Origin of the sequence: Flavobacterium cyanobacteriorum (genome assembly GCF_002251835.1) — a bacterium.
Classification (GTDB): Bacteria; Bacteroidota; Bacteroidia; order Flavobacteriales; family Flavobacteriaceae; genus Flavobacterium; species Flavobacterium cyanobacteriorum.
In genome coordinates, this window is the sequence record NZ_NOXV01000266.1 from 1 (window position 1) to 22355 (window position 22355).

25 protein-coding genes and 1 tRNA gene are annotated in these 22355 nt (G+C 39.7%); 13 read left to right on the plus strand and 13 right to left on the minus strand.

Annotated elements, in window-relative coordinates; all coding sequences use genetic code 11:
• Positions 1-123 precede the first annotated feature (123 nt).
• From CHU92_RS09190 to CHU92_RS09200, 3 genes are all read right to left on the minus strand, one after another.
• Entirely contained in the window at positions 124-495 is a 372-nt protein-coding gene (locus CHU92_RS09190) for a hypothetical protein (protein ID WP_094414841.1), read from the minus strand.
• Positions 492-893 carry an ATP-binding cassette domain-containing protein gene (locus tag CHU92_RS09195; protein ID WP_094414843.1) on the minus strand — a complete coding sequence of 134 codons (402 nt, stop codon included), beginning with the start codon at positions 891-893 and terminating at the stop codon, positions 492-494. The genes CHU92_RS09190 and CHU92_RS09195 overlap by 4 nt, the downstream gene beginning before the upstream one ends.
• A gap of 276 nt (positions 894-1169) precedes the next feature.
• Positions 1170-1523, minus strand: coding sequence for a cation transporter (locus CHU92_RS09200; RefSeq protein WP_094414845.1), 354 nt, complete (start codon positions 1521-1523; stop codon positions 1170-1172).
• 132 nt (positions 1524-1655) lie between these two features.
• On the opposite strand from CHU92_RS09200, the gene CHU92_RS09205 reads away from it, so the two are divergent.
• Positions 1656-2033 (plus strand): PH domain-containing protein, encoded by a 378-nt coding sequence (locus CHU92_RS09205; protein WP_207759828.1) that lies wholly within the window; start codon positions 1656-1658, stop codon positions 2031-2033.
• 59 nt (positions 2034-2092) lie between these two features.
• Complete coding sequence (locus CHU92_RS09210; protein WP_094414847.1) at positions 2093-3343, plus strand: cation:proton antiporter; 1251 nt, start codon at positions 2093-2095, stop codon at positions 3341-3343.
• 262 nt (positions 3344-3605) lie between these two features.
• Here CHU92_RS09210 and CHU92_RS09215 read toward each other — a convergent pair whose 3' ends face one another.
• The gene (locus tag CHU92_RS09215) at positions 3606-4688 is read right to left on the minus strand and encodes a bifunctional 3-deoxy-7-phosphoheptulonate synthase/chorismate mutase type II (RefSeq protein ID WP_094414849.1); all 1083 of its coding nucleotides are present in this window, start codon (positions 4686-4688) and stop codon (positions 3606-3608) included.
• 179 nt (positions 4689-4867) lie between these two features.
• On the opposite strand from CHU92_RS09215, the gene CHU92_RS09220 reads away from it, so the two are divergent.
• From CHU92_RS09220 to CHU92_RS09240, 5 genes are all read left to right on the plus strand, one after another.
• Positions 4868-5137: a hypothetical protein gene (locus tag CHU92_RS09220; protein WP_094414851.1), complete on the plus strand. Its 270-nt coding sequence runs from the start codon at positions 4868-4870 to the stop codon at positions 5135-5137.
• Positions 5138-5251: 114 nt separating this feature from the next.
• On the plus strand, positions 5252-6532 hold the full coding sequence (locus CHU92_RS09225) for a hypothetical protein (protein ID WP_094414853.1): 1281 nt from the start codon (positions 5252-5254) through the stop codon (positions 6530-6532).
• 71 nt (positions 6533-6603) lie between these two features.
• Positions 6604-7503, plus strand: coding sequence for a gliding motility-associated ABC transporter ATP-binding subunit GldA (gene gldA / locus CHU92_RS09230; protein WP_094414855.1), 900 nt, complete (start codon positions 6604-6606; stop codon positions 7501-7503).
• A 28-nt stretch (positions 7504-7531) separates the two neighbouring features.
• On the plus strand, positions 7532-7771 hold the full coding sequence (locus CHU92_RS09235; RefSeq protein ID WP_243389579.1) for a hypothetical protein: 240 nt from the start codon (positions 7532-7534) through the stop codon (positions 7769-7771).
• Positions 7755-8057: a type II toxin-antitoxin system RelE/ParE family toxin gene (locus CHU92_RS09240; protein WP_094414859.1), complete on the plus strand. Its 303-nt coding sequence runs from the start codon at positions 7755-7757 to the stop codon at positions 8055-8057. Before CHU92_RS09235 ends, CHU92_RS09240 begins: the two co-directional genes overlap by 17 nt.
• Positions 8058-8059: 2 nt before the next feature.
• Here the strand turns inward: CHU92_RS09240 and CHU92_RS09245 are convergent, their stop codons facing one another.
• The 5 genes from CHU92_RS09245 to CHU92_RS09265 form a co-directional block, all read right to left on the minus strand.
• Entirely contained in the window at positions 8060-8809 is a 750-nt protein-coding gene (locus tag CHU92_RS09245; protein ID WP_094414861.1) for a head GIN domain-containing protein, read from the minus strand.
• 15 nt (positions 8810-8824) lie between these two features.
• Entirely contained in the window at positions 8825-9919 is a 1095-nt protein-coding gene (locus tag CHU92_RS09250; protein ID WP_094414863.1) for an acyloxyacyl hydrolase, read from the minus strand.
• Between the two features lie 679 nt (positions 9920-10598).
• Positions 10599-10673: transfer RNA gene (locus CHU92_RS09255), tRNA-Val, on the minus strand.
• A 282-nt stretch (positions 10674-10955) separates the two neighbouring features.
• The gene (locus CHU92_RS09260; protein ID WP_094414864.1) at positions 10956-11333 is read right to left on the minus strand and encodes a DUF4258 domain-containing protein; all 378 of its coding nucleotides are present in this window, start codon (positions 11331-11333) and stop codon (positions 10956-10958) included.
• A gap of 6 nt (positions 11334-11339) precedes the next feature.
• Complete coding sequence (locus CHU92_RS09265; protein WP_094414866.1) at positions 11340-12512, minus strand: proline dehydrogenase family protein; 1173 nt, start codon at positions 12510-12512, stop codon at positions 11340-11342.
• Positions 12513-12609: 97 nt separating this feature from the next.
• On the opposite strand from CHU92_RS09265, the gene aroB reads away from it, so the two are divergent.
• From aroB to CHU92_RS09290, 6 genes are read left to right on the plus strand one after another with little or no spacing between them, the layout of a single operon-like run.
• Positions 12610-13671, plus strand: coding sequence for a 3-dehydroquinate synthase (gene aroB / locus CHU92_RS09270; RefSeq protein WP_094414868.1), 1062 nt, complete (start codon positions 12610-12612; stop codon positions 13669-13671).
• A gap of 57 nt (positions 13672-13728) precedes the next feature.
• On the plus strand, positions 13729-13905 hold the full coding sequence (locus tag CHU92_RS15855; protein WP_165764626.1) for a hypothetical protein: 177 nt from the start codon (positions 13729-13731) through the stop codon (positions 13903-13905).
• A gap of 57 nt (positions 13906-13962) precedes the next feature.
• The gene (locus CHU92_RS09275; protein ID WP_094414870.1) at positions 13963-15363 is read left to right on the plus strand and encodes a type III PLP-dependent enzyme domain-containing protein; all 1401 of its coding nucleotides are present in this window, start codon (positions 13963-13965) and stop codon (positions 15361-15363) included.
• Between the two features lie 36 nt (positions 15364-15399).
• Positions 15400-16371: a deoxyhypusine synthase family protein gene (locus CHU92_RS09280; protein WP_094414872.1), complete on the plus strand. Its 972-nt coding sequence runs from the start codon at positions 15400-15402 to the stop codon at positions 16369-16371.
• Positions 16372-16392: 21 nt separating this feature from the next.
• On the plus strand, positions 16393-16707 hold the full coding sequence (locus tag CHU92_RS09285; protein ID WP_094414874.1) for a hypothetical protein: 315 nt from the start codon (positions 16393-16395) through the stop codon (positions 16705-16707).
• Positions 16708-16766: 59 nt separating this feature from the next.
• On the plus strand, positions 16767-17234 hold the full coding sequence (locus CHU92_RS09290) for a hypothetical protein (protein ID WP_094414876.1): 468 nt from the start codon (positions 16767-16769) through the stop codon (positions 17232-17234).
• Between the two features lie 17 nt (positions 17235-17251).
• Here CHU92_RS09290 and CHU92_RS09295 read toward each other — a convergent pair whose 3' ends face one another.
• From CHU92_RS09295 to CHU92_RS09310, 4 genes are all read right to left on the minus strand, one after another.
• Complete coding sequence (locus tag CHU92_RS09295; protein WP_094414886.1) at positions 17252-17770, minus strand: DinB family protein; 519 nt, start codon at positions 17768-17770, stop codon at positions 17252-17254.
• A 13-nt stretch (positions 17771-17783) separates the two neighbouring features.
• Positions 17784-20360 (minus strand): phosphoenolpyruvate carboxylase, encoded by a 2577-nt coding sequence (locus tag CHU92_RS09300; RefSeq protein ID WP_094414878.1) that lies wholly within the window; start codon positions 20358-20360, stop codon positions 17784-17786.
• Positions 20361-20437: 77 nt separating this feature from the next.
• The gene (locus tag CHU92_RS09305; protein ID WP_094414880.1) at positions 20438-20917 is read right to left on the minus strand and encodes an Lrp/AsnC family transcriptional regulator; all 480 of its coding nucleotides are present in this window, start codon (positions 20915-20917) and stop codon (positions 20438-20440) included.
• A gap of 86 nt (positions 20918-21003) precedes the next feature.
• Positions 21004-22161, minus strand: a complete 1158-nt coding sequence (locus CHU92_RS09310; protein WP_094414882.1) for a M14 family zinc carboxypeptidase — start codon at positions 22159-22161, stop codon at positions 21004-21006.
• Positions 22162-22355: the final 194 nt, after the last annotated feature.

Here is a 22355-nt window from a genome sequence, read left to right on the forward strand (position 1 = left end):
CTTCGAAATAAATTCAACTTAAATTCCTAATGACTTTTTTGGGATAACGTTTTTGGTGTAAACTAGCGACCAACATTGTACATTACAGACATAACGGCTAAACTCCTGTTAACAGTGGTTGTTTTAATCTGAACCACACAAAAACAAGCTACCATCATCAGCGTCTAATACAGCTTCGTTATGTTTACCATAAACTACATGAATACTATTCTTTTGTAATTTTAGATATCTAATTTCTGGTTTCCCCTCAAAGGGTATCCCACAAGCTGTAACTACATCCGTTTTCCATTTGATTTTGTTTGTTTGTTTTTCAACAGCAACTAAACTTTTTAAATCACTTTCAACGTAGTAAACAACTCCCTGATATTCAAATCCAACAAATTCTGATTCTAATAAGTTGACAATGTTTCCTTTTGATATTTTTTTGACATCAAATTTCTGAGCAAAACAAGTTTGAGCTACTATTAAAAGGATGATAGACAGATTATAATTCATAGTTGTTCAATAAAGACTATTAACAAATTTACAGCGCTACATGTTTTTTTTTGTGACACAATTGTGTCATGCCAATAGCGTCCTAAACAATAAAAAAAAGAATGGTTAGTTTTTAACTCAAAGTTTACCTTTGAGGTGACAAAAAAAACAAAAACCATTCTTATGNGTAAATAATTAATATGTTTTGTAATATTATTAATTACATAGTTATTAATGTTAATATATTTGTTATCAGCTTTTTCTGAACCAAAAATAATTTTAAATAAAGTAGATTTGCCACTACCATTCCTGCCAAAAATACCAATAATGTCACCTGTTTGACAAGATATAAAAACATCTGAAAGTAGCAACTCATTTTTGAACTTCTTTTGTACACTATCTACTTTTAGCAAATCCATTTATGTAAATAATTTTATAATACTAACAATTAGTATATTTATAATAAAACAAAATGTATATAATTTAATTTTTGATAACCCCTGATTAAAGAAGAAATAGTAATAATAGTATCTAAAATTTTCCCTGTAAGTATAAGCGGCAAAAAGACCAATTGTACAATAAAAAAATAAAAATGAATTTAGTCCCCTTGTAAAGGCAACTGAAGATACAACAATATTAGGGATAATTGTTGTCTTATAAAATTCAAAATAAAGTCTACTTTTTTTTATCATTTGTCATAATTTACAGCAACTGTCAAGGCTTTCATAAGCAGCAGGGTCGGCCTTTATGTTATCGGCATCATAGCCCAGCCTGCTTATCGCTTTCCTTACGGCATCAGCAGATGTCTTTTTAGTGTTATAAACCACTTTTATTGTCATCGCCTTTTCATCAAGCGTAACCATCTGTATGCCTTTTTCCTTTAAAAGTGTCTTCTCAAATTTAGGCCCGCAGGTTTCGCAGGCTTTGCAATGGTCACAATATATGGCTGTTTTGATAACTACTGTCTCTGTTGTTTTTTGTTTCTGGGAAAAGGCAGCGGCGGAACACAGCAAGAAGAACAGCAATAATTTTAGTTTCAGGGGTATCATGATAAGTTATTTAAATGCCGAAAATACATAAAATTCCTGCATTTCATAAATTAGACTAAAAATAATGCAGAAAATTTTCTTAACACGAAATTCCTTTTTACTTTTATGATTTAATCACCAATTCAAAATTTTATGGGACTATTTAATGCTATTATGGGACACGCCTCTGAAGTGTCTGTAGAAAAAATATCTCAGGAATTCCAGCCGATACTGGTTCCCGGGGAACATATTGAAAAAGCTTTCAAGATTATCAGGGATATGTTTGTTTTTACTAATAAGCGCCTTATACTTGTTGATAAGCAGGGGCTTACGGGATCAAAAGTTGACTACGTAACCATACCTTATACCAGTATTATAAAATTTTCTAAAGAAAGTGCCGGCCTTATGGACCTTGACGCTGAGCTTAAAATATGGGTGCGCGGTGAGGCTGTACCTATAAAGAAACACTTCGGCAAAGACAACAACATAAACGAGGTGTACCAAATACTGGGGCAGCACATACTGAAATAAGAAGTTAAGAAAAACAAAAAAGGCCTAATCGAACTAATGATTAGGCCTTATCATTTACAATGGAAGCTGAACTGTTTACAATAGACGAGTATGAACTCTGGCTGCTTTTAGCCGGGGCCATAGCATTGCTGGCCGCTATTGTACCCATTGTTATAGTAAAAAGGCATATCACCCCTCCAATAATTTACATTATCACAGGGATTTGCATGTACCTGCTTAACGTGAATTACCAGTTTATATCCCTAAAGCATAGTACAGAAATTGAAAAAATTACGGAATTTGTTGTTATTGTATCCCTAACTAATGCCGGCCTTAAAATTAAAAAGCCTTTTGAATGGCGCACCTGGAAATATGCCGTAAGGCTGCTTGTAATCACTATGCCTGTAACCATCGTGGCCGCGGCCTTTGCAGGCTGGTGGATTGCCGGCCTTGCACCGGCGGCGGCTTTGCTTTTCGGTGCCGTGATGTCGCCCACCGACCCGGTGCTTGCTTCTGAATTCCAAACTACAGCTCCTGGCGAGGAAGATAAATATAAAACCAAGCTTACCCTGACGGCCGAGGCAGGCGCTAATGACGGTTTAGCCTTTCCTTTTACATATCTTGCCATTACTGCCGCAACCCTTGGCACAAATTATGAAGAATGGGCGGGTACTTGGTTCATCAACCATTTTCTTATTAAAACTGCCATAGGCCTGGCAGGCGGATTGTTATGTGGCTGGGCGCTTTATAAACTGGTTTTTTCGGTCAGCAGTGCAGATACCATCAGTAAAATTAGCCGGGGAATATTATCTCTTGCCCTTACCCTGGTGCCTTATGGCGCTACAGAACTTGTAGGTGGGTATGGCTTTATAGCCGTTTTTGTGGCTGCATGTGTTTTCAGCAACTATGAAGACAAAGAAGAGCATATGGAAAGCCTGCATGATTTCAACGAAGAGCTTGAGAATATTTTTGTTGCTTTTATCTTTATAGTTTCAGGTATGTATATGGCCTCTAATTACGAAATATTATTAAATCCGAAAATCATGCTCCTGGCACTGGTCATGATTTTCATTATCAGGCCTGTGGCTGGCTGGGTGTCATTAGCAGGGACAAAATTATCTGCCTTTCAAAAATTTGTAGTGTCATTTTACGGCATTAGGGGAATAGGATCTATATATTATCTGGCCTATGCATTTAATAACGCTGATTTCCAGAATAAACAAACGCTGCTCAACCATGTAGTCGCCCTGATATTTTTCTCTGTGCTGATACATGGCTTTTCAGCCCGTTATATCCAGAAAAAGATACAGAAGCTTGATACAGACACATGAATATACAAAACTCAAAACGATGTGGATACGATTATTTTTAATATTAACTTCAATATTTCCGGGTAGTTTTTGTACCGCCCAGAATACTCCCACCTTTGTAAAGCAAAATAAGGAATCTCTATATAAAATTTTATCTGAATATGGGGTTGAATTTGCTAAGGAAGATATTGCTGTTTTAAAAGATATTAGGGTTTTTTCTGCTTTCAATCACAGTGATATGTTAACAGTACCCGATGCGTATTTTTCTATGAAAAAGGTTAAACTATTTGTTAATTATTTTTTCCTGATGGCTGATGCTTTCCTGGTGAATGGCCCGGAACAGCCGAAGAATGAACTCTTCCCCTAAATTTTCCTGTAGCCCTTCGGCTGTCATTTTATCAAGTACTTGTTTCCAGCGCCTGGTTTGCAATATAGCTACATTATTTTCCCTTTTAAGCGCGCCTATCTCATCGGCTATCCGCATCCGTTTCCCAAGTATTTCTATAAGCCGGGTATCATATTCATCAATCCTCAGCCGCAGCTTTTTCAGCCGGTGGTTAAACTCGTGTGTCTCGTCGGTCTTCTTCCTTACGGTAAGGTCATTGAGTATTTCCTTCAGCATATCAGGCGTAACCTGCTGTGCGGCATCGCTCCATGCTTTATCAGGATTATTATGGGTTTCAATCATTAACCCGTCATAGTTAAGGTCAAGCGCCTGTTGTGATACTTCCTGTATCATGCTGCGGCGCCCGGTAATATGCGAAGGGTCACAGATTATGGGCAGGTCAGGAAAACGCTCATGCAGCTCAATGGCCAGCTGCCATTCCGGTATGTTGCGGTATTTTGTTTTCTCATAGGTAGAAAAACCACGGTGTATGACGCCTAATTTTTTTATACCGGCGTTATAAAGCCGCTCTACACCACCCAGCCATAAAGCCAGGTCCGGGTTTACAGGATTTTTGATCAGTACAATTTTGTCTGTATCAGCCAGTGCGTCGGCTATTTCCTGCACTGCAAACGGGTTAACGGTAGTCCTGGCGCCTATCCACAGCACGTCCATATCATGCTCCAGCGCCAGTTTTACATGGTGGGCATTGGCAACCTCAACAGCCATGAGCAGGCCGGTTTCCCCTTTGGCTTTCTGCAGCCACTTCAGGCCTATGGCGCCTACCCCTTCAAACCCGCCGGGACGTGTGCGCGGTTTCCATATACCCGCCCGGTAAATACTCACTTTGGTATCTTTAAGCTGCCTTGCTATATCCAGCACCTGTTCTTCGGTTTCGGCACTGCAGGGACCGGCTATAACTAAAGGGTGGTCAAGCTTAAAATCTTCAAGCCATTGCCGCATTTCCGGTTTATTTTCCATAGTACTCATACAACTGCAAAGTTAGTGCATTATTATAGTATTTTAATTAATAACTTCTTGCAACCGCATTAGGACATAAGTATTAAATAATTTTTACCAATTAACTATTTAAACAAAATATTAACAATTAATTAACAAACTATATAAAGTAAATTTTATAATATTCAAAAATCATTTTTATGAAATTATTTTTCCTGATGTTTGCTATTGGAATAGCAACTGCTTCAGCCCAAACAACAATTACTGCTTATGGCGAACCAAAAGTTACTATTGACACTAACAGCGCTGGAAGTCAGAAAATTACCATTGAGTGCGATAGATTCTACAGAGTTGAATGCTTTAAGCTTGTTTCCACTGGTCCTGTAATTGTCAGAAATTCTTTAACTCTTATAACTAATAGTGGTGGTGTACCATACACAAAAACAGGTATTGTAAGAATTTTTTTTTAGGAGAGAAGCATAATGGGCAATTTGTTGATGTTACTTTTGAAAAGGATTAACCTATAATTCTAATTTAAATGTACTCTCTTTAAATTATTTATTAATGCTTAATTACTTTATTTTATGAAAAAACATGCCTTAGTAGCTGCAAAACTTCCCTCCATCCTTGCTTTTACCTTTATTTGTGTCTTGTATAGCTCAGCCCAAGTTAAAGTACCTGACTATGAGTCTATTGACCAGTACATTACTGAAGCACACACAGGAACAGGCGCTAATGATCATGTGACTATCTTATTCTCGTCAAATGATTGTGACAAGTGTATCCTATACTTACATTCAATTTTGCTGGACTTAAAAAAATCCACCGGTAATAGCGGGTTGCCCCTTAATGTAATAACAGATAACAAGGCATTTGCCAAAAAAAACCTGGATAAATATAAACTGGACTTTAAATACTATTACGACAAGTCGCTGTTTTCAAAATTTGGAATAAACAGTAAAACCTTGATTTATTACAAAAAAAACAATAAACTTATCAGTGATGTCGGCCAAATTTCTGCTATGATGCCTAAAAGCGAAGCCGCTACCGATGTTATTTTCCAGTTTAAAGACTCCATTGTAGGTGCGGATAATTTTTCCTGTACCTCTCTGCCTTATGATCATTTGCTGATATTGGATCCTAAAATGGATAAAAGTATTTTACTTTCAAAAGCCAAGGAAAATGCTATTGAAAAATCTTTCAACTATGCTTACATGACCAGCAAAATAAAAGACAGTTTGAAGCTCTATCAATTGCCTGAAAGCGATATAGACAGGTTGCAGTTTGAAAAAGCCGGCTATGAAAATGCTCTACAATTACTTAACACCAATAATTTAGAATTTATTGAAATTACATCCATTACAAGTTTCGGGCCTTATGTGTATTGTAACTTCATAATAAACCGTTTGTATAAAAATCTAAGTAAAAAAGATGATTTTGCGTTGATAGGCGACAGTTTTTTAGCTGTAAAAAAAATAAAAAAGGAAAGCGACCTGAAAGACATTATGAACGTAGATCAATATGATCAATTTTACCTTTTTTATAGTTTTGATTATCAAGGAACTACCTATCCTATAAGTACCTGGATATATGGCACTTTCACAGTTGTGAAACCTGACACCATTACCACAAATATAAATAAAGTGGTAAGTTCCAAGCCTTCTCTGGATTTTTGGGGAAAGGCAACCATTGTGCTGGACAGTAAAACGCAGGTTGCAAAAATGACGGACATCGACCCTACAGCAGAAAACATACGAGTTAGAAATACATTGGTAAAATACAAAAACGACACTTATACAGTGCGGAAAGATATGATTAATGAGGAAGATAACATAGGCCTGATTAAGATTATAAAACGCAACTGACAGCAGGTAGCCCATTTCAGAAATTAGAAAAGGTTAAATTATTCATTATTTTTGTTCAAAAAATATTGACTATGTCTATTGAAGTAAAAGCTGTTTCCAAAAGCTACGGCACACAAAAAGCGCTTGATGCGGTTTCCTTTTCAGTTACAAAAGGAGAGATTGTTGGTTTTTTGGGGCCAAACGGTGCCGGAAAATCTACACTGATGAAAATCCTCACTACTTTTTTAAGCGCAGATGAGGGTGAAGCGCTGGTAAACGGCAACGATGTGGCCATGCGGCAAAAGGCAGTGCAAAAATCGGTTGGTTATCTACCGGAACACAACCCGCTGTACCTTGACCTGTACGTACGGGAGTACCTTGCCTTTAATGCTGATGTTTATAAAGTACCAAAAGCACGAATTGATGAAGTGATACAGCTTACCGGCCTTACCCCTGAAGCACATAAAAAAATCGGTGAACTTTCTAAAGGATACCGCCAGCGCGTGGGGCTGGCTACTGCCCTGCTGCACGACCCTGAAGTGCTTATACTGGATGAGCCTACAACAGGGCTTGACCCTAACCAGCTTGTGGAGATACGCGAACTGATAAAAAATATCGGTAAAAACAAAACGGTGTTCCTTTCTACCCATATTATGCAGGAAGTGGAGGCAATTTGCGACCGTGTTATTATAATTAACAGCGGCAGGATTGTGACGGATAAAAAACTTAACAACCTGGTGCAGGATAAGGAGCAGGTTATTGAAGTGGAGTTTGACCTCCGTGTTGAAGAGCAGCTTATCAACAGGATACCTAACCTTATATCGGCTAAAAATTTGCATGATGCTACCTGGGAACTTACTTTTACTACAGATAAAGATATGCGCCCTGCAGTGTTTGATTTTGCACAGGAAAACGGGCTGAAAACCCTTCAGCTTAGCCTGAAAAACAAAAACCTTGAAGCTGTATTCCGGGAAATGACAAAGAATAAATAATTTTGTATCTTTATCAAAATGATTGATAATGCGAAATGAGATGGACATACAAAGCAAGAAAATAGAACTTATCCAATGGTTGTCTACATTAGATGATATTTCCGTTATAGAAAAGGTGATAAGCCTGAGACAGCAGCAAAATAAGGACTGGTGGGATACAATATCAGAGAATGAGAAGAAATCAATAGAAAAAGGAATAAACGACTCCGAAAACGGTAACCTTCTGCCCCATACAAAAGCACAAAAACTTTATGAAAAATGGCTTTAAACTATTATGGACAGAAAATGCACTTAATGAATTAGCTGAAACTATTAATTATCCTGAGCTAAACTGGACAGAAAGGGACATAGAAAATTTTGTCTCCAGATTGGAAAATACGCTGCATCTTATTGTTTCTAATCCGGAATTATTTCCTTCTTCAGGTTTTAAAAATATCAAAAGAGCTGTTGTTACTAAACACAATGTTTTATACTATAGGGTAAATAAAAAATCAATTGAAATTATATCTTTATTTTCAACACAGCAAAATCCGTTGAAAAGAAATATAAAATAAAACTACTGGTATAGTATCTGCCCCGAATATAGCCTGGCTATATCTACAAGTAAAGGCTGGCTTTTAAGTACAAGGTTGCCTGTTGAATATAATGTACCCCTTACTTCCTGTTGCGGCCTCACAAGGATATCATTAGAGCTCCTGTGGAAAACATATACATTGCCCACTGTTAAACCCGAACCTTCAAATCGGGCATCGCCTGAATAAAAACTGACGTTAAGCTGGTTTGTGCGGCCTGAAATAACATAATAAGAAGACTGGTTATCTTCAACTGTAAGGGACTCATTATCAACATCCACCTTAAAAGTCCCTGAAGCTGTTTCGCTGAACAGGCCCGACTGTAAGGCCAAATGCGGAAAATGCAGCACACCTTCGGACATAACAGCAAATTGTGATGCGGAATATATTTTGGTAAGCAATGGCGTAGTTACAAAAATCTTTGTAGTATTATAATCCCTGACCCAGTTACAGCTTGTAGCATTCTTCAGGTAAAGTTCACTGCCCGTAACCGTAGCCGAAATATTATCCTTCAGGTTTTCACCTGTTTGTATCACTACTTTTCTTTCCGGGCCTTCAGCTACTACCAGTTCTATCCCTTCTGAAACATTTATGGTGGTAAAATCAGATACAGGCACTTCATATGTTATGGCCGCGCCGGCATTTTTAAAACAATCAGGCATATCGTTACCGCAACCCGCGTGCAACTGCAACAGCAGAAAAATAATTGTTATGTACCTGAACCTATAAGCCATATTTCCTATTTAAAGTTACAACCGCACCCCTACCCCCAGTTCAAGCACTTCAGCCTGTGCCGCATGGGTTTTTAACGATACCGCTCCAAAAATTTTATTCCCAAAATAGTATTTAAGGCCTATGCGCTGGTAGGCATTGCCTGTAGATTTGAAAGGTGAATACACATAAACGCCCGCCTGTGCTTCCAGCGAAAGGTTGTTTATAAAAAGTTCATGCCCTAGAAACACACCTATCTTCCTGTAATCTGTGCCTGCGTCTATTTGTTCTTCCGGATATGAAATGGCTTTATACCGTATATATTCCTCAAGGTATTTTGCCCAGAAGATATCTGTACCCACCTGGAAAGCGCTCTTCCTGCACCAGCGCTTATCAACATAAAAAGAAGCCGCATAATACGGATACTGTTCGCTGCCTATAACATCGCTTTGGTTAATACCCCCGCGAAAGGCCAGTGTGTACTTAAGCGGTTCAGAAAATTTCACGCTGTCCTTAACCGGAAAAGTATAACTATTGCCTGCCTTTTTGTTAAACGAATAGTGCAGCCCGGCAGTTACAGCAAAAGTATTGGTACTGGTGTTCGGTGCCTTTATATTGGCATTGGAGTGATGTATAAAAGTAAGCCCTGCCTGTATGCCGAAGCCTTTCCAAATACCTGCTTTCTGGAAGTTCAGCATAAAGTAGCTTGAAGGCATAAGATGTACACCGTAGGCCTGGTTCCTGAAATTAGTTTCCCTGTCATACGGATTGGTGTTATAGGCTATACCCTGCCCTATACGGAACATAAGGTGCCGCTTCAGGAAGTAAAAATTATAATGCCCGTAAAGCCCGTACATATCTCCCAGCACAGGGTTTTTCATAGCCTGGTAATGGAATGACAGGCCTACATCAGGATAATTATATAAGGCCTCCCAGGCCTTATTGCCGAATGTCCTTTTATTAAAACTGATGATTACACCCTCAGGATGAGCCGTTATGAGGTGTTTTATAGCATTACTGTGCGGCACTATATTTCCATAAAAGTAGTTTACGTCAATGCTGTACTTACCTTCGTGCTTTTGGCCTGAAAGCAGTAAGGGGCAAAATAAAACAATGTAAAGCAGGTGCCTCATCTTGGTTAATGAAAGGCAAATATGATAATTTTTTTAAAAAAATTAACTTTATCAGGTGTAGTAAACACCAATACCATCTAAATAAAAAAAGACAGGAAAAATTAAGTATACCAGATAATCTTTGAGTTACGCAACAAAATCAGTTCCTCCCTTGGCAAACATAACGTTTGTTTTATCGAATTACTTCGCGGCCAGATTCTTCAAAACGGCCTCGTTCTGCTACCGGAAGCCTCAGCCCTACTGGGTTGATAGTTGTGCCTTCAATATCAGCAAGGTTATAAAAATAAAAACCGAAGCTACGGGCTTTTTTAGTAAAAGGCTATTAACATAAACAGGAAATCATTGAAGTATCAACTCCAAAAAAAAACATTTTACATGGATAAAACCTGAGTAATCACAATCAGCCCTGCTGCCGGCGCGAGCGTCACGCTCGTGCGTAACTTGGTTTACAAAAGCGCAACAAGCCCCTTCATCCTAGCCCTGATGGTAGCGGCATCCTCCCGGCCTGCCCTGCTTTTGGCAGGCGGGGAGATAGAGCGGACAGCAGGACATGGCTGCCATGAGAGCGGTAGACAACTGCTCCTGAAAGTTCTCCGGGAATTATTGTGCCAGAGTAATAGTAGTTGAAGCGGGCTGAGGGGTAAAAACAAAAAAACCTCCAGGCGTACCTGAAGGTTTGTGGGCGATGAGGGATTCGAACCCCCGACCCTCTGGGTGTAAACCAGATGCTCTGAACCAGCTGAGCTAATCGCCCTTTTGCGAAAACAAAGGATAAAAAACCTTTTTGTGATTGCGAGTGCAAATATACGCTTAGTATTGGTATCTGCAAGGATTTACTCAAAATATTTTATTGTTTTTTGATGTCGTCCAGGATAACTTTCTCATCAAAATTTACAACTTTAATTACAATAGGCTCTCCCTTAGCANGCTGAGCTAATCGCCCTTTTGCGAAAACAAAGGATAAAAAACCTTTTTGTGATTGCGAGTGCAAATATACGCTTAGTATTGGTATCTGCAAGGATTTACTCAAAATATTTTATTGTTTTTTGATGTCGTCCAGGATAACTTTCTCATCAAAATTTACAACTTTAATTACAATAGGCTCTCCCTTAGCATTTTCGCTTTCTATTACATAAATTTTCCCACCATTTTCTCCGGGCTTGTTGCTTTTAGAAAAGTCTACATTTCCAGAAGCTGTAGCTTTTTTAATGTCGTCAATCGTAAATTCGCTGCCCTGCATTTTAGCCTTGGCAGCATCAGAATAAAACAAAGGCTTGCTGCGTATATTCTTCAATACACGGCAGTTAGGCATGTAGCAGAACTCTGTCTTCTTGTTCTGGAAAATAAATATGAGGAACATCCCCCCTATGAGTACACCTAAAAGATAATAGGCCAAACGGTGCTTAAACTTCATCCTCTTTTAATTATCAAGTTTCCTTCGTTTCCTTTCAGCGCTTATCAGGTTCAGCTCCCTGCTGGTTTGCCCTGCTACTGACGTGTTTTCTTCAGCCCTTCGGATAAGGTAAGGCATAACATCGCGCACCGGCCCGAAAGGCAGGTATTTGGCAACATTGTAGCCATGTGCGGCAAGGTTAAAGCTGATATTGTCGCTCATTCCGTACAATTGCCCAAACCATATCCTGTCGTCATTTTCAGCCATGCCTTTTTGCTGCATAAGCTCCATGAGCCTGTAGGAACTTTCTTCGTTGTGGGTGCCGGCAAATATGGCCATGGTAGCTATATTATCTATCATATAAGTTATTGCTTCATCATAGTTTACATCAGTAGCCTCTTTAGAAATACATATTGGCGAAGTATAACCCATTTCTTCAGCGCGCTTATTTTCTTTTTCCATGTAAGCGCCCCTCACTATCTTCATGCCTATATAAAAACCATCTGCTTTTGCCTGCTCGTGGAGCTTCTTCAGGTAATCAAGCCTGTCCCACCTGTACATTTGCAGGGTATTGAATACTATGGCTTTGTCCTTATTATATTTGCGCATCATCTCAGCCACAAGGCCGTCTGCCGCATCCTGCATCCAGCTTTCTTCCGCATCGATGAGTAAGGCAACGTCATTTTCGTGGGCTGTCCTGCAAACAATATCAAACCGCTCCGTCACGCGCTTCCATTCTTCTGCTTCCTCCATAGTAAGGCTTTTGCCAGCACCCAGTTTTTCATACAGTTCAAAACGGCCGAAACCTGTAGGTTTAAAAACAGCAAAAGGTATAGCCTCGCGTTCTTTGGCGAAGGTAATAGTCTTGAGTGTTTTTTCAAGGGCTTTATCAAATTCAGTTTCTTCTTCTTTAGCCTCTACGGAATAATCAAGTACAGAAGAAACGCCTTTGGTAAACATTTTATCTACAACGGGAAGGCAATCCTCCTCGGTGGTGCCCCCACAAAAATGGTCAAAAACCGTTGCCCGGATGAGCCCTTCAACAGGGAGGTGTACTTTAAGGGCAAAATTTGTCACGGCAGTACCTATACGCACCAGCGGCTCCGAAGCTATCATTTTAAACAGGAAATAAGCCCTGTCCAGCTCTGTATCGCTTTTAAGTGCAAACGCATCTGCCGTATTGTTGAATATTCTTTCCATTTAATTAAAAAGATTTATGCAAATATAAAGAGTATGCAATAATTAAATCTATAAAATACGTTATTTTGCCAATTGTTTAAAACTTATCAGCACAACAATGGACGCCATAAAATCTGCCGGATATAACATCTATTTTAATGATAACTGCTACAGCTATTTAGCTGAAAATATACAGCAGGGGGATTATTCTAAAATTTTCATCCTGGCTGATACTAACACGTCCCGTCTTTGCCTGCCTTTATTCCTGCCCAGCCTTGTTGCCGGTGTGCCTGTAGAAATCATTGAAATTGATGCGGGCGAGGAATATAAAACTTTAGAAACATGTACTCGTGTGTGGGAGGCGCTGACAGAACTTGGCGCTGACCGCCGGTCGCTGCTTATAAACCTGGGGGGCGGTGTTGTAACCGACCTGGGAGGGTTTGTAGCGGCCGCTTTTAAACGGGGTATGGATTTTATTAATGTGCCCACTACCCTGCTGGCTATGGTTGATGCCTCTGTAGGCGGCAAAACCGGGGTTGACCTTGGCAACATTAAAAACCAGGTGGGTGTTATCAAAAATCCTGTTGCCGTACTTATAGATACTGCCTACCTTGACACCCTGCCACAGCAGGAACTACGTTCAGGGCTTGCCGAAATGCTGAAACACGGACTGATTGCCGACAAAAACTACTGGAACAACTTTACCAGTCTTTCTGGTCTTACAACAGACGACTTCCTGCCGCTTATCCACAGGTCGGTAACCCTAAAAAACGAGATTGTACAACAGGACCCTTATGAAAAGAACGTAAGGAGGCTGCTCAATTTTGGGCATACATCAGGTCATGCCATTGAAACTTACTTTTTAAACATAAAAAAACCGCTGCTGCACGGCGAAGCGGTGGCCATTGGCATGGTTTTGGAAGCCTGTTTGTCGTTTGAAAAAAAATTATTGCCAGCCGAAGAATATATTGAAATACGAACCGTTATCACGTCCATTTTTGATACGATAACTTTTAGCGCTGCCGACATAGAAGAAATTATCGCCCTTATGGTACATGACAAGAAAAATGAGTTTGGGAAGGTTAATTTTGTACTGCTTGAAAAAATTGGAAAAGGGGTAATAAACCAGCCGGTTGAAAAAGAACTGATAATCAGGGCATTTGATGACTATAGCAGGTAACAATTTTTTTAAGTATTTGTTTTTAAATAAGAAGTATTATTTTTTACATTTGCCGGGATGAAATTCAATAAAAAAATACAATTTTTTTTCTCCAGTATCAGCAAATTCAGGGCTTTGGCATCGGTAGTCCGTCCTACATACTGCCTGCGTATAGCCCCGGTAATTGAGTCGTTTTACAGCAGTGCCAACAACCGTGAAAAATTGCAGATAATTTACGCTAACATCAGGGTTTGAGACAGGTTAATACTTTAGGATATTTCTTATTTTGTTAACCATTTTACTAAAATCATAATGAACACGAGATATTTCGACCTGATAAACCAGACTTTTTATTTCCCACAAGAAGAATTTACTTTAAATAAAGATAACCTTTTGTTCCATAATATCGACCTGATGAAGCTGGTTGAGCAATACGGGTCGCCCCTTAAATTTACCTACCTGCCGCAGATATCAAACAACATACGCAAGGCAAAGAGCTGGTTCAGGAATGCAATTGAAAAAAATAAATACGAAGGTAAATACTACTATTGTTACTGCACCAAGAGTTCCCATTTTGAATATGTAATGAATGAGGCTTTTAAAAATAACATACATATTGAAACTTCTGCGGCGTACGATATTGATATTGTGGAAAAGCTGCTTGAAAAAGGAAAGATATCTAAGAGTACGTATGTTATCTGCAACGGCTTTAAAAGAGACCAGTACATTAAAAATATTGCACGCCTTATAAACAACGGGTATAATAAAACCATACCTATTATAGATAACTATGAGGAGCTTGACCTGCTGCAGGAAGAGATAAACGGCAAATTCAAAATTGGTATCCGCATTGCCGCCGAAGAAGAGCCAAAGTTTGAATTTTACACGTCGCGCCTTGGCATCGGCTACAAAAATATAGTACCTTTTTATCGTAAACAGATACACGATAATAAGAAAGTTGAGCTCAAGATGCTACACTTCTTTATCAACACCGGCATAAGGGATACAGCCTATTACTGGAATGAGCTCTTAAAGTGTATGAAGGTGTATATTAGCCTAAAAAAAGAATGCCCTACCCTGGACAGCCTTAATATAGGCGGTGGGTTTCCTATAAAGAACTCACTGGCTTTTGAGTACGATTACCAGTACATGATTGATGAGATACTTAACCAGATTAAAATTGCCTGTGACGAAGCTGAAGTGGAAGTGCCGCATATATTTACCGAATTTGGTTCCTTTACCGTAGGCGAAAGCGGTGGTGCCATTTACCAGGTATTATACCAGAAGCAGCAGAACGACAGGGAAAAGTGGAACATGATTGACTCTTCTTTCATAACAACGCTGCCCGATACATGGGCTATCAATAAGAGATTTATTATGCTGGCCATAAACCGTTGGAACGATTCTTATGAAAGGGTGCTCCTGGGCGGGCTTACCTGTGACAGCGATGATTACTACAACTCAGAGCAGAACATGAACGCCATATACCTGCCCAAATACAATAAGGAAAAACCCCTGTATATCGGCTTTTTCAACACCGGCGCCTACCAGGAGACCATAGGGGGTTATGGCGGCCTGCACCATTGCCTCATCCCGCAGCCTAAGCACATATTAATTGACAGGGACGAAAATGGAATTGTAGCCACAGAAGTATTCTCAGAGCAACAAAAAGCTGAAGAAGTTCTTAAAATTCTGGGATACGACAAAAAATAATTTATTTTTGAAAAATTAAAACACACAAATGCTAAAATGAATAAAGGACCAATTAGCCAGTTTCTAGAAAAGTATTACCTGCACTTTAATGCCGCAGCACTGGTTGATGCTGCCAAAGGCTATGAGCAGCAGCTTAACAATGGCGCTAAAATGATGGTAACACTGGCCGGGGCAATGAGTACGGCAGAACTGGGTAAGATTTTTGCTGAAATGATACGCCAGGATAAGGTTCAGATAATATCATGTACCGGCGCCAACCTTGAGGAAGACATAATGAACCTGGTGGCACACTCCCACTATGAAAGGGTGCCGAATTACAGGGACCTTACGCCACAGCAGGAATGGGACCTTTTGGAAAGGGGGCTTAACCGTGTTACTGATACATGCATACCGGAGGAAGAAGCTTTCCGCCGCCTGCAAAAGCACATCCACAAGATATGGAAAGATGCCGATGATAAAGGTGAACGCTATTTTCCGCATGAGTTTATGTACAAGATGCTGCTTTCCGGCGTACTTGAGGAATATTATGAAATAGACCTGAAAGACAGCTGGATGTATGCCGCAGCCGAGAAAAACCTGCCAATGGTAGTACCCGGCTGGGAAGACAGCACTATGGGTAATATATTTGCATCATATGTTATAAAAGGAGAGATAAAGGCTTCTACGATGAAATCAGGTATCGAGTACATGGCTTTACTTGCTGACTGGTACAGGGCCAACTGTGATACAGGCATAGGCTTTTTCCAGATTGGCGGCGGTATTGCAGGCGATTTCCCTATCTGCGTGGTGCCAATGCTTTACCAGGACCTTGAAATGCATGAAATACCTTTCTGGAGCTATTTTTGCCAGATATCAGATTCTACCACCAGTTATGGTTCATATTCCGGAGCGGTACCTAATGAAAAAATAACCTGGGGTAAACTGGATATTAATACGCCAAAATTCATTATAGAGTCTGATGCTACCATAGTTGCGCCATTAATTTTTGCCTACCTGTTAGATTTATAAGATTACACACAAAAAACAAAAATGAAAAGAGTTATAGTTGACTACGCCAAACTAACTAATGAAATTCTTACCCTGCTGGTAGAGAAATTTCCTGAAGGATATGACGACTCCAACATTATCCGCTTCAAGAATGCTAAAAATGAAACTGTTGAAGCCGTTGAAGTGCGTACAGAAGATACCATTTATCTCGTAAAAGTAAGCACTAAGCTGGCTGATCGCATTGAAAATTTTGAGGATGATGACCTTACTGACGAGCCGGGCGATGATCTCGATGCACTGAAAGACCTTGAAATCGCGGATGAAACTGCTGATGAGGAAACTGAAGAAGAAGATTAATATCTAAAGAACTCTTAGCAGGGTTCTTTTTTTATTTAAACTTAAAAAATATACAGTTTATGAAAAATTACATACTGCCAGTCCTCCTGCTTATCGTAGCTGTTTCTTGTAAAAAGAAAGATGAACCCATGCCGGCTGCAAAAACACCGGTTGCCAAAGAAAATGCTGCTCCCGCAAAAAGCCATAACGAAAGCCTGTGCTTCCTTAAAGTAGTTGCAAAAGATAGTATTTCGCTGCATTTTACAAAAAAAGGAGATAGTATTATGGGCACATTACGGTCAGTACCTTTTGAAAAAGATGCAAAACAGATTTCGTTCAAAGGCCGCTACACCGGCCCTTTGGTCACTGTCATTGGAAATACTTCTGCCGAAGGCATGTTCTATAAAGAAGAACTTATCTTCACGCTTACCGACTCTACCGTGGCCGTAAAATTTGGTGAAATGATTGAAGGTGATGACGGCATCTGGATGTATAAAAACAAAAAGGCCGCATCAGAACAGGTGCTTGCCAAAATACCCTGCTACTAATAGCATCACTGCTGAAGCTACAGGTATCGCTCACTAAACACACGCATATGGTGGTTTTGATGCCCAATAATGATAAAACCCAATGCCCTTACTGACACTGTCCTTCCTGAGGCTACTCCGGATTTCAACAGGTCTCCATCCCGGAATGATTTAAACAGGGTAATAGTACTCTGACGAACTAATGCCATTTCTGTAAGTAAATCCTGGATGCTCCGCCAGCCGGCCCCTGCGCTGTCTACATAACTGTTCTCATCAAAGCCGGGCAAAGGGGTGCTGTCATTGCGTGCTATCCGGAGTGCCCTGTAAGCAAATACCCGCTCTGCATCAATGAGGTGCTGTATTATATCTTTGATTGTCCATTTTCCTTCAGCATAGCGGTAGTCAAATTTGTCCAGCGGTATTTCACGCACAAAATGTATAAAATTGTGGACACTGACTTCAAGTTCTTCCACGAGGTTCCATGTATCATCAACCGTTGCAATATAAGGTGCATAAAAATCCGCATATTCCGTTGCAGGCAATTCTTTAATATTCATATCATTACATTTATTAAGCCGAGTTCCTGCTGGCATTTATATTGCCAAACAATGAACGTATTACAATTTTTTCATATACCTCAAGCAGTTCATCATTATAACTGCATTTACGTATCAGCCGTATTTTATGGAGCGCATACTGCTGGATGGTCAGCAAAGGCAATACTATATGCTCCCGCATCTTTATAGAAGCATACCCGTCCGGATAATTTTGCATAAGCTCCGTATATCCCGAGAGTTTGAGCAGCAGCCTCCTTGTTTCTTTATATTCATTAAAAATTAGATCCCAAAAACTGCCAAATTCTTCATCATCTTTCATGTAGGCCGTGAGCGGGAAAAAAGATTTAGAAAGTGACATCATGCTGTTTTCTGCCAGTGTGCGGAAAAAAAGCGATTCATCGTACAAAGCTTTAACTTCTTCCCACCTGTCCTCTTTTTCAAAGGTAGCAAGTGCATGGCCAAATCCAAAAAAGCCGGGCACATTTTGCTTCAGCTGGCTCCAGGACCCTACAAATGGTATAGCGCGGAGGTCATTAAAATCCAACTGCTTTGATACCCCCCTTTTAGCAGGCCTGCTCCCTATATTAGTCCTGGCATAGTAATTCAGCGTACTCATCTTTTCAAGGTAGGGTACAAATTTTGGATGGTTTTTGAAATCAGTATATTTCTGATAACTCAGCACAGCAAGCCGCTCCAGCAATTGTCGCTGCCTAAGGGTAAGCTGCTCTTTGTTTTTATTAAAAACACCATTGGTAATCCCGGCGCTGAGGAGGTTTTCCAGGTTGAACCTACAGGTATCCGGGGTACCGAAATTAGAACTTATGGTTTGGCCCTGTATGGTGATTTGTATTTCATTATTCTCTATAGTTGGCCCCTGCGAAGCATAAAATTTATGTGTTTTGCCCCCACCCCTTGCCGGCGGCCCGCCACGGCCGTCAAAGAACAGTACTTTTATGCCATACTGCCGCGACAAGGCAGTAAGCTGTTCTTTAGCTTTGTAGATACTCCAGTTAGCCATAAGGTAACCACCGTCTTTAGTGCCGTCAGAAAAACCAAGCATTATGGTTTGCCTGTTACCCCTTTGTTCTAAATGCAGTGAATATTTTTTATTTGTGTATAACTTTTGCATTATAGCGGCGGACTCCTTTAGGTCTTCCACCGTCTCAAAAAGTGGTATCAGGTCAACCGGCGGATTTTCCCACCCTGTCATTTTGAGCATTGCAAGCAGTTGCAGTATGTCCAATGCGCTGCCGGTGTTGCTTACAATATACCTGTTACAGCCTTCTTCCCCATTGTTTTCCTGTACCTGCCGCATTACAGCTATTGAACTTAAAGTTGACCGTACCTCCTCATCATCAAAATCATCAGGGTTTACAACGTGATGAAGCGTATCCAGGTGAATGATCTTATTAGCTTCACTCATGTTGTTATACCCCTTATGGCGGTAATCGCTTTTTGCAATCTTTTCCATAATCCTGCCAAAAACGGAGGTGTGTATGCTGCTATTCTGCCTTATATCAAGAGAGGCAAAGTAAAAGCCGAAAAGGTTTACCTTATTAATCAGTTCATTAACTTCATCAAGGTATAATGACTGGTGTTTATTGATAATAAGTTGCCGAATCTCGTAAAGGGATTGCTTCAATTCCGGCAGCGATATATAAATTTCACCTTCAGAATAAAAAACCGACCGGTACAATTTATGTTCCAGGCCAGCAACCAGGATCTCTACGCCTTCAAATGTAAGTTTTCGCTTTAACCTGCGTATATCATTATAATAGCACTTAAGTATTGAGGTACGCAGCCTTGAGGCTACCCTGGCGGTTATTTCTGATGTTACGTATGGGTTGCCATCCCTGTCCCCGCCCGGCCAGAAACCAAGTGAAAGTACGGGCTGCTGGGGTGTGCCGTTATTATAAATATATTGCTGGATGTAGCCGGATATGGCGCCTGAAACATTATAAAAAACATTTTCAAGATACCATAGTAAACTTATGGCCTCATCAAAAGGCGTTGGTTTTTTCTTTTTTATAAATGATGTTTTACCCAGTTGCGATAAGAGGGTTTTTATTTCTCCTAAATTATTTTCTTTTATAGCGGCGGTAAGGTCTGTAATAATGCCCAATACCGAACCGGGATAAAACTGTGTTGGGTGTGCCGTGAGTACTGTCCTTATCCGGAAGTTCTGCAAGAAGCCCTGTAGCTCTGTAGCCAGGGAACTGCTTTCGGCCCTGTCCCTGGTTTCTTCCAGTGAGCCATGTCCGCCCAGGTTATTAAGTTGTGTAAAGGCAGCGTCTTCAATGGCATCAAAAAGTACTACCTGCCTTTCTACATACTGGATAAACCGGAACATGATGTCTATTTTCTCCTTTTCGCTGCTTCCCGCAAGATATGTGGCAGAAAAAGTATCAAAAATTTCCTGAGGGCTTTTATTTTTCCCATAGCCTTCGTGGCACATTTCATTGAATAAGGGCAGCAATGTACCGGTATTGTCAATAGTGCTGAATGGCAGTGTTATAAATATACTGTTGAAAAGCTGGTATTTAAGCTTTACATTTTCTTCAAAAAGTTCCGTTTTAGCATCGGGATACATAATCCGTAAATTTAACTCAAGATAATAAAAAACCCGGCTAAAGCAGCCGGGTTAACTTCAATTTTATAAAAAAAGAATTACATGTCCTTAAAAATAGTATGCATAAGGCGCTTTTTGTCGTTTATACTTTCTTCCAGTGAAATCATAGTTTCTGTCCTGTAAACACCTTCTATGTCATCTATCATGAAAATAACCTCTTTGGCATGTTTGGTATCTTTTGCACGTATTTTGCAGAAGATATTAAACTTACCAGTGGTAACATGTGCTACAGTTACAAAAGGTATGTCATTAATCCTTTCCAGCACAAATTTGGTTTGTGAGGTATTGTGGAGAAAAACACCTACATAGGCAATGAATGAGTAGCCCAGTTTTTCATAGTCAAGAGTAAGGGATGAACCCTGTATAATACCGGCGTCTTCCATTTTCTTTACCCTAACGTGTACCGTACCAGCGGAGATAAGCAGTTTTTTTGCAATATCTGTGAATGGAACCCTTGTATTGTCGATCAGCATGTCTAAAATCTGATGATCCACTTCATCTAAACGAAATTTACTCATAATTTACCAGGTTATATTAGTTAATTGTTTGTTTGAAAATCCATTGCTGAAATAAATAATAATAGTTCAGTATTAAATGCAAATTACTATTTTTTTTCCACACCATTAACAAATTTTTTATTTAAACCTATAATAAAATCTGCTTTTTGTTCAATTATTGGTACCTTACTTCCATCAAAAGAAGTAAATTCATCTCCAGAACAATCATACACCATGTGGCCATAAAAATCTTCCAGCGCCCCTATTTCTGATATATATGAATTAAAAATTACAGAATTCTCAATAAGTTCCTCTTTGTAATGTGATGCAAAACTCGTGATAATTTGTTTATTTTCATAATTTATTTTGACATTTTTATATATGATGTCATAAAAACATATTTTATTTTGAGGAATTTCAAAATATTCAATACAATCATCGTCTACTATAACGTTTTCGCTTATAGCCTTAAATCCTGATAATAATGCAATAAAAATAAATTTTCTTGTTTTTTCCCTAATATAGTCATCCTGGAAATGCCCTGCTTCAAATAGTATCGTCGGCACCCCGAGTGCCTGGAACATATCGCCAATACAATTAATATTAAAGCCGTCATCAAAACGCCCTACCTGCCCGGGGATAAAAAGTTGGAGCGCCCTGTTCATGTGTGAAATAATACCCGCGGCTAACTTCCTGTTTGAATTCATATCCCTCTCCTCATTATAAGAAGGGGCAAGAAAAGACACTGTTGCCGGCCTGCCGGTGTTCGCCACGCCATATATGCTGCGCTGGTCGTGCATATTATAGCAGAAATGGGGCTGAAAATCATCAAATACCTTACGGAGTATCTGGCTTTCCGGCTGTAAAAGGGTAACGGAGTCCCTGTTAAGGTCCGCCTGTCCAGCATTTTCACGGGTATAATAGCCTGCCCCGTCAGGATTTACCATAGGCAATATGCAAAATGTAAAATTTTGCTTTAAATAACGTGCCGCAGGATTGCTTGAAGCCAATAAGTTAAGAAAATCAAAAATAGCTTTCGTAGTGGTTGACTCATTGCCATGCATCTGAGACCATATATAAACCCGTGCCGGCCCTTCCCCAGTGATAATTTGGTAAACCGGACGGCCCTCTACTGAGCTTCCGGCGATGCTTACCGTAAAGAACGGACTAAATTTTTTGAGCAGTGGCTCTATAGACCCAAGCGGCAGATACCTGCCATAAAGGCTTTGTTCCCTGTATTGCAGGTGTAGCTTATCAAAATCCATCTGTGTGCTTAATTTGTGCTACAAAGGTATTATTTGTACCATAAAAAACCCCGCAATGTACAATATATACACAGCGGGGCTCATTAACCAATAAAACAAACACAAATTTTTCAAATAGCTGCCACCATGAGCAGTAAAATCTTTTAAAACAATATGAAGTGGTTTAAACTTATTTGTTAAATAAAAAAGGGTTG

What these genes read in the sequence shown, in the direction of transcription:
- CHU92_RS09305 (WP_094414880.1), bottom strand. Translation starts at nt 20,917, where the DNA reads ATGAGTAAATTTCGTTTAGATGAAGTGGATCATCAGATTTTAGACATG.
- CHU92_RS09260 (WP_094414864.1), bottom strand. Translation starts at nt 11,333, where the DNA reads ATGAAGTTTAAGCACCGTTTGGCCTATTATCTTTTAGGTGTACTCATA.
- gldA (WP_094414855.1), top strand. Translation starts at nt 6,604, where the DNA reads ATGTCTATTGAAGTAAAAGCTGTTTCCAAAAGCTACGGCACACAAAAA.
- CHU92_RS09190 (WP_094414841.1), bottom strand. Translation starts at nt 495, where the DNA reads ATGAATTATAATCTGTCTATCATCCTTTTAATAGTAGCTCAAACTTGT.
- CHU92_RS09205 (WP_207759828.1), top strand. Translation starts at nt 1,656, where the DNA reads ATGGGACTATTTAATGCTATTATGGGACACGCCTCTGAAGTGTCTGTA.
- CHU92_RS15855 (WP_165764626.1), top strand. Translation starts at nt 13,729, where the DNA reads ATGAAATTCAATAAAAAAATACAATTTTTTTTCTCCAGTATCAGCAAA.
- CHU92_RS09295 (WP_094414886.1), bottom strand. Translation starts at nt 17,770, where the DNA reads ATGAATATTAAAGAATTGCCTGCAACGGAATATGCGGATTTTTATGCA.
- CHU92_RS09240 (WP_094414859.1), top strand. Translation starts at nt 7,755, where the DNA reads ATGAAAAATGGCTTTAAACTATTATGGACAGAAAATGCACTTAATGAA.
- CHU92_RS09290 (WP_094414876.1), top strand. Translation starts at nt 16,767, where the DNA reads ATGAAAAATTACATACTGCCAGTCCTCCTGCTTATCGTAGCTGTTTCT.
- CHU92_RS09215 (WP_094414849.1), bottom strand. Translation starts at nt 4,688, where the DNA reads ATGGAAAATAAACCGGAAATGCGGCAATGGCTTGAAGATTTTAAGCTT.
- CHU92_RS09265 (WP_094414866.1), bottom strand. Translation starts at nt 12,512, where the DNA reads ATGGAAAGAATATTCAACAATACGGCAGATGCGTTTGCACTTAAAAGC.
- CHU92_RS09225 (WP_094414853.1), top strand. Translation starts at nt 5,252, where the DNA reads ATGAAAAAACATGCCTTAGTAGCTGCAAAACTTCCCTCCATCCTTGCT.
- CHU92_RS09245 (WP_094414861.1), bottom strand. Translation starts at nt 8,809, where the DNA reads ATGGCTTATAGGTTCAGGTACATAACAATTATTTTTCTGCTGTTGCAG.
- CHU92_RS09300 (WP_094414878.1), bottom strand. Translation starts at nt 20,360, where the DNA reads ATGTATCCCGATGCTAAAACGGAACTTTTTGAAGAAAATGTAAAGCTT.
- CHU92_RS09250 (WP_094414863.1), bottom strand. Translation starts at nt 9,919, where the DNA reads ATGAGGCACCTGCTTTACATTGTTTTATTTTGCCCCTTACTGCTTTCA.
- CHU92_RS09285 (WP_094414874.1), top strand. Translation starts at nt 16,393, where the DNA reads ATGAAAAGAGTTATAGTTGACTACGCCAAACTAACTAATGAAATTCTT.
- CHU92_RS09275 (WP_094414870.1), top strand. Translation starts at nt 13,963, where the DNA reads ATGAACACGAGATATTTCGACCTGATAAACCAGACTTTTTATTTCCCA.
- CHU92_RS09220 (WP_094414851.1), top strand. Translation starts at nt 4,868, where the DNA reads ATGAAATTATTTTTCCTGATGTTTGCTATTGGAATAGCAACTGCTTCA.
- CHU92_RS09210 (WP_094414847.1), top strand. Translation starts at nt 2,093, where the DNA reads ATGGAAGCTGAACTGTTTACAATAGACGAGTATGAACTCTGGCTGCTT.
- CHU92_RS09200 (WP_094414845.1), bottom strand. Translation starts at nt 1,523, where the DNA reads ATGATACCCCTGAAACTAAAATTATTGCTGTTCTTCTTGCTGTGTTCC.
- CHU92_RS09235 (WP_243389579.1), top strand. Translation starts at nt 7,532, where the DNA reads ATGCGAAATGAGATGGACATACAAAGCAAGAAAATAGAACTTATCCAA.
- aroB (WP_094414868.1), top strand. Translation starts at nt 12,610, where the DNA reads ATGGACGCCATAAAATCTGCCGGATATAACATCTATTTTAATGATAAC.
- CHU92_RS09310 (WP_094414882.1), bottom strand. Translation starts at nt 22,161, where the DNA reads ATGGATTTTGATAAGCTACACCTGCAATACAGGGAACAAAGCCTTTAT.
- CHU92_RS09280 (WP_094414872.1), top strand. Translation starts at nt 15,400, where the DNA reads ATGAATAAAGGACCAATTAGCCAGTTTCTAGAAAAGTATTACCTGCAC.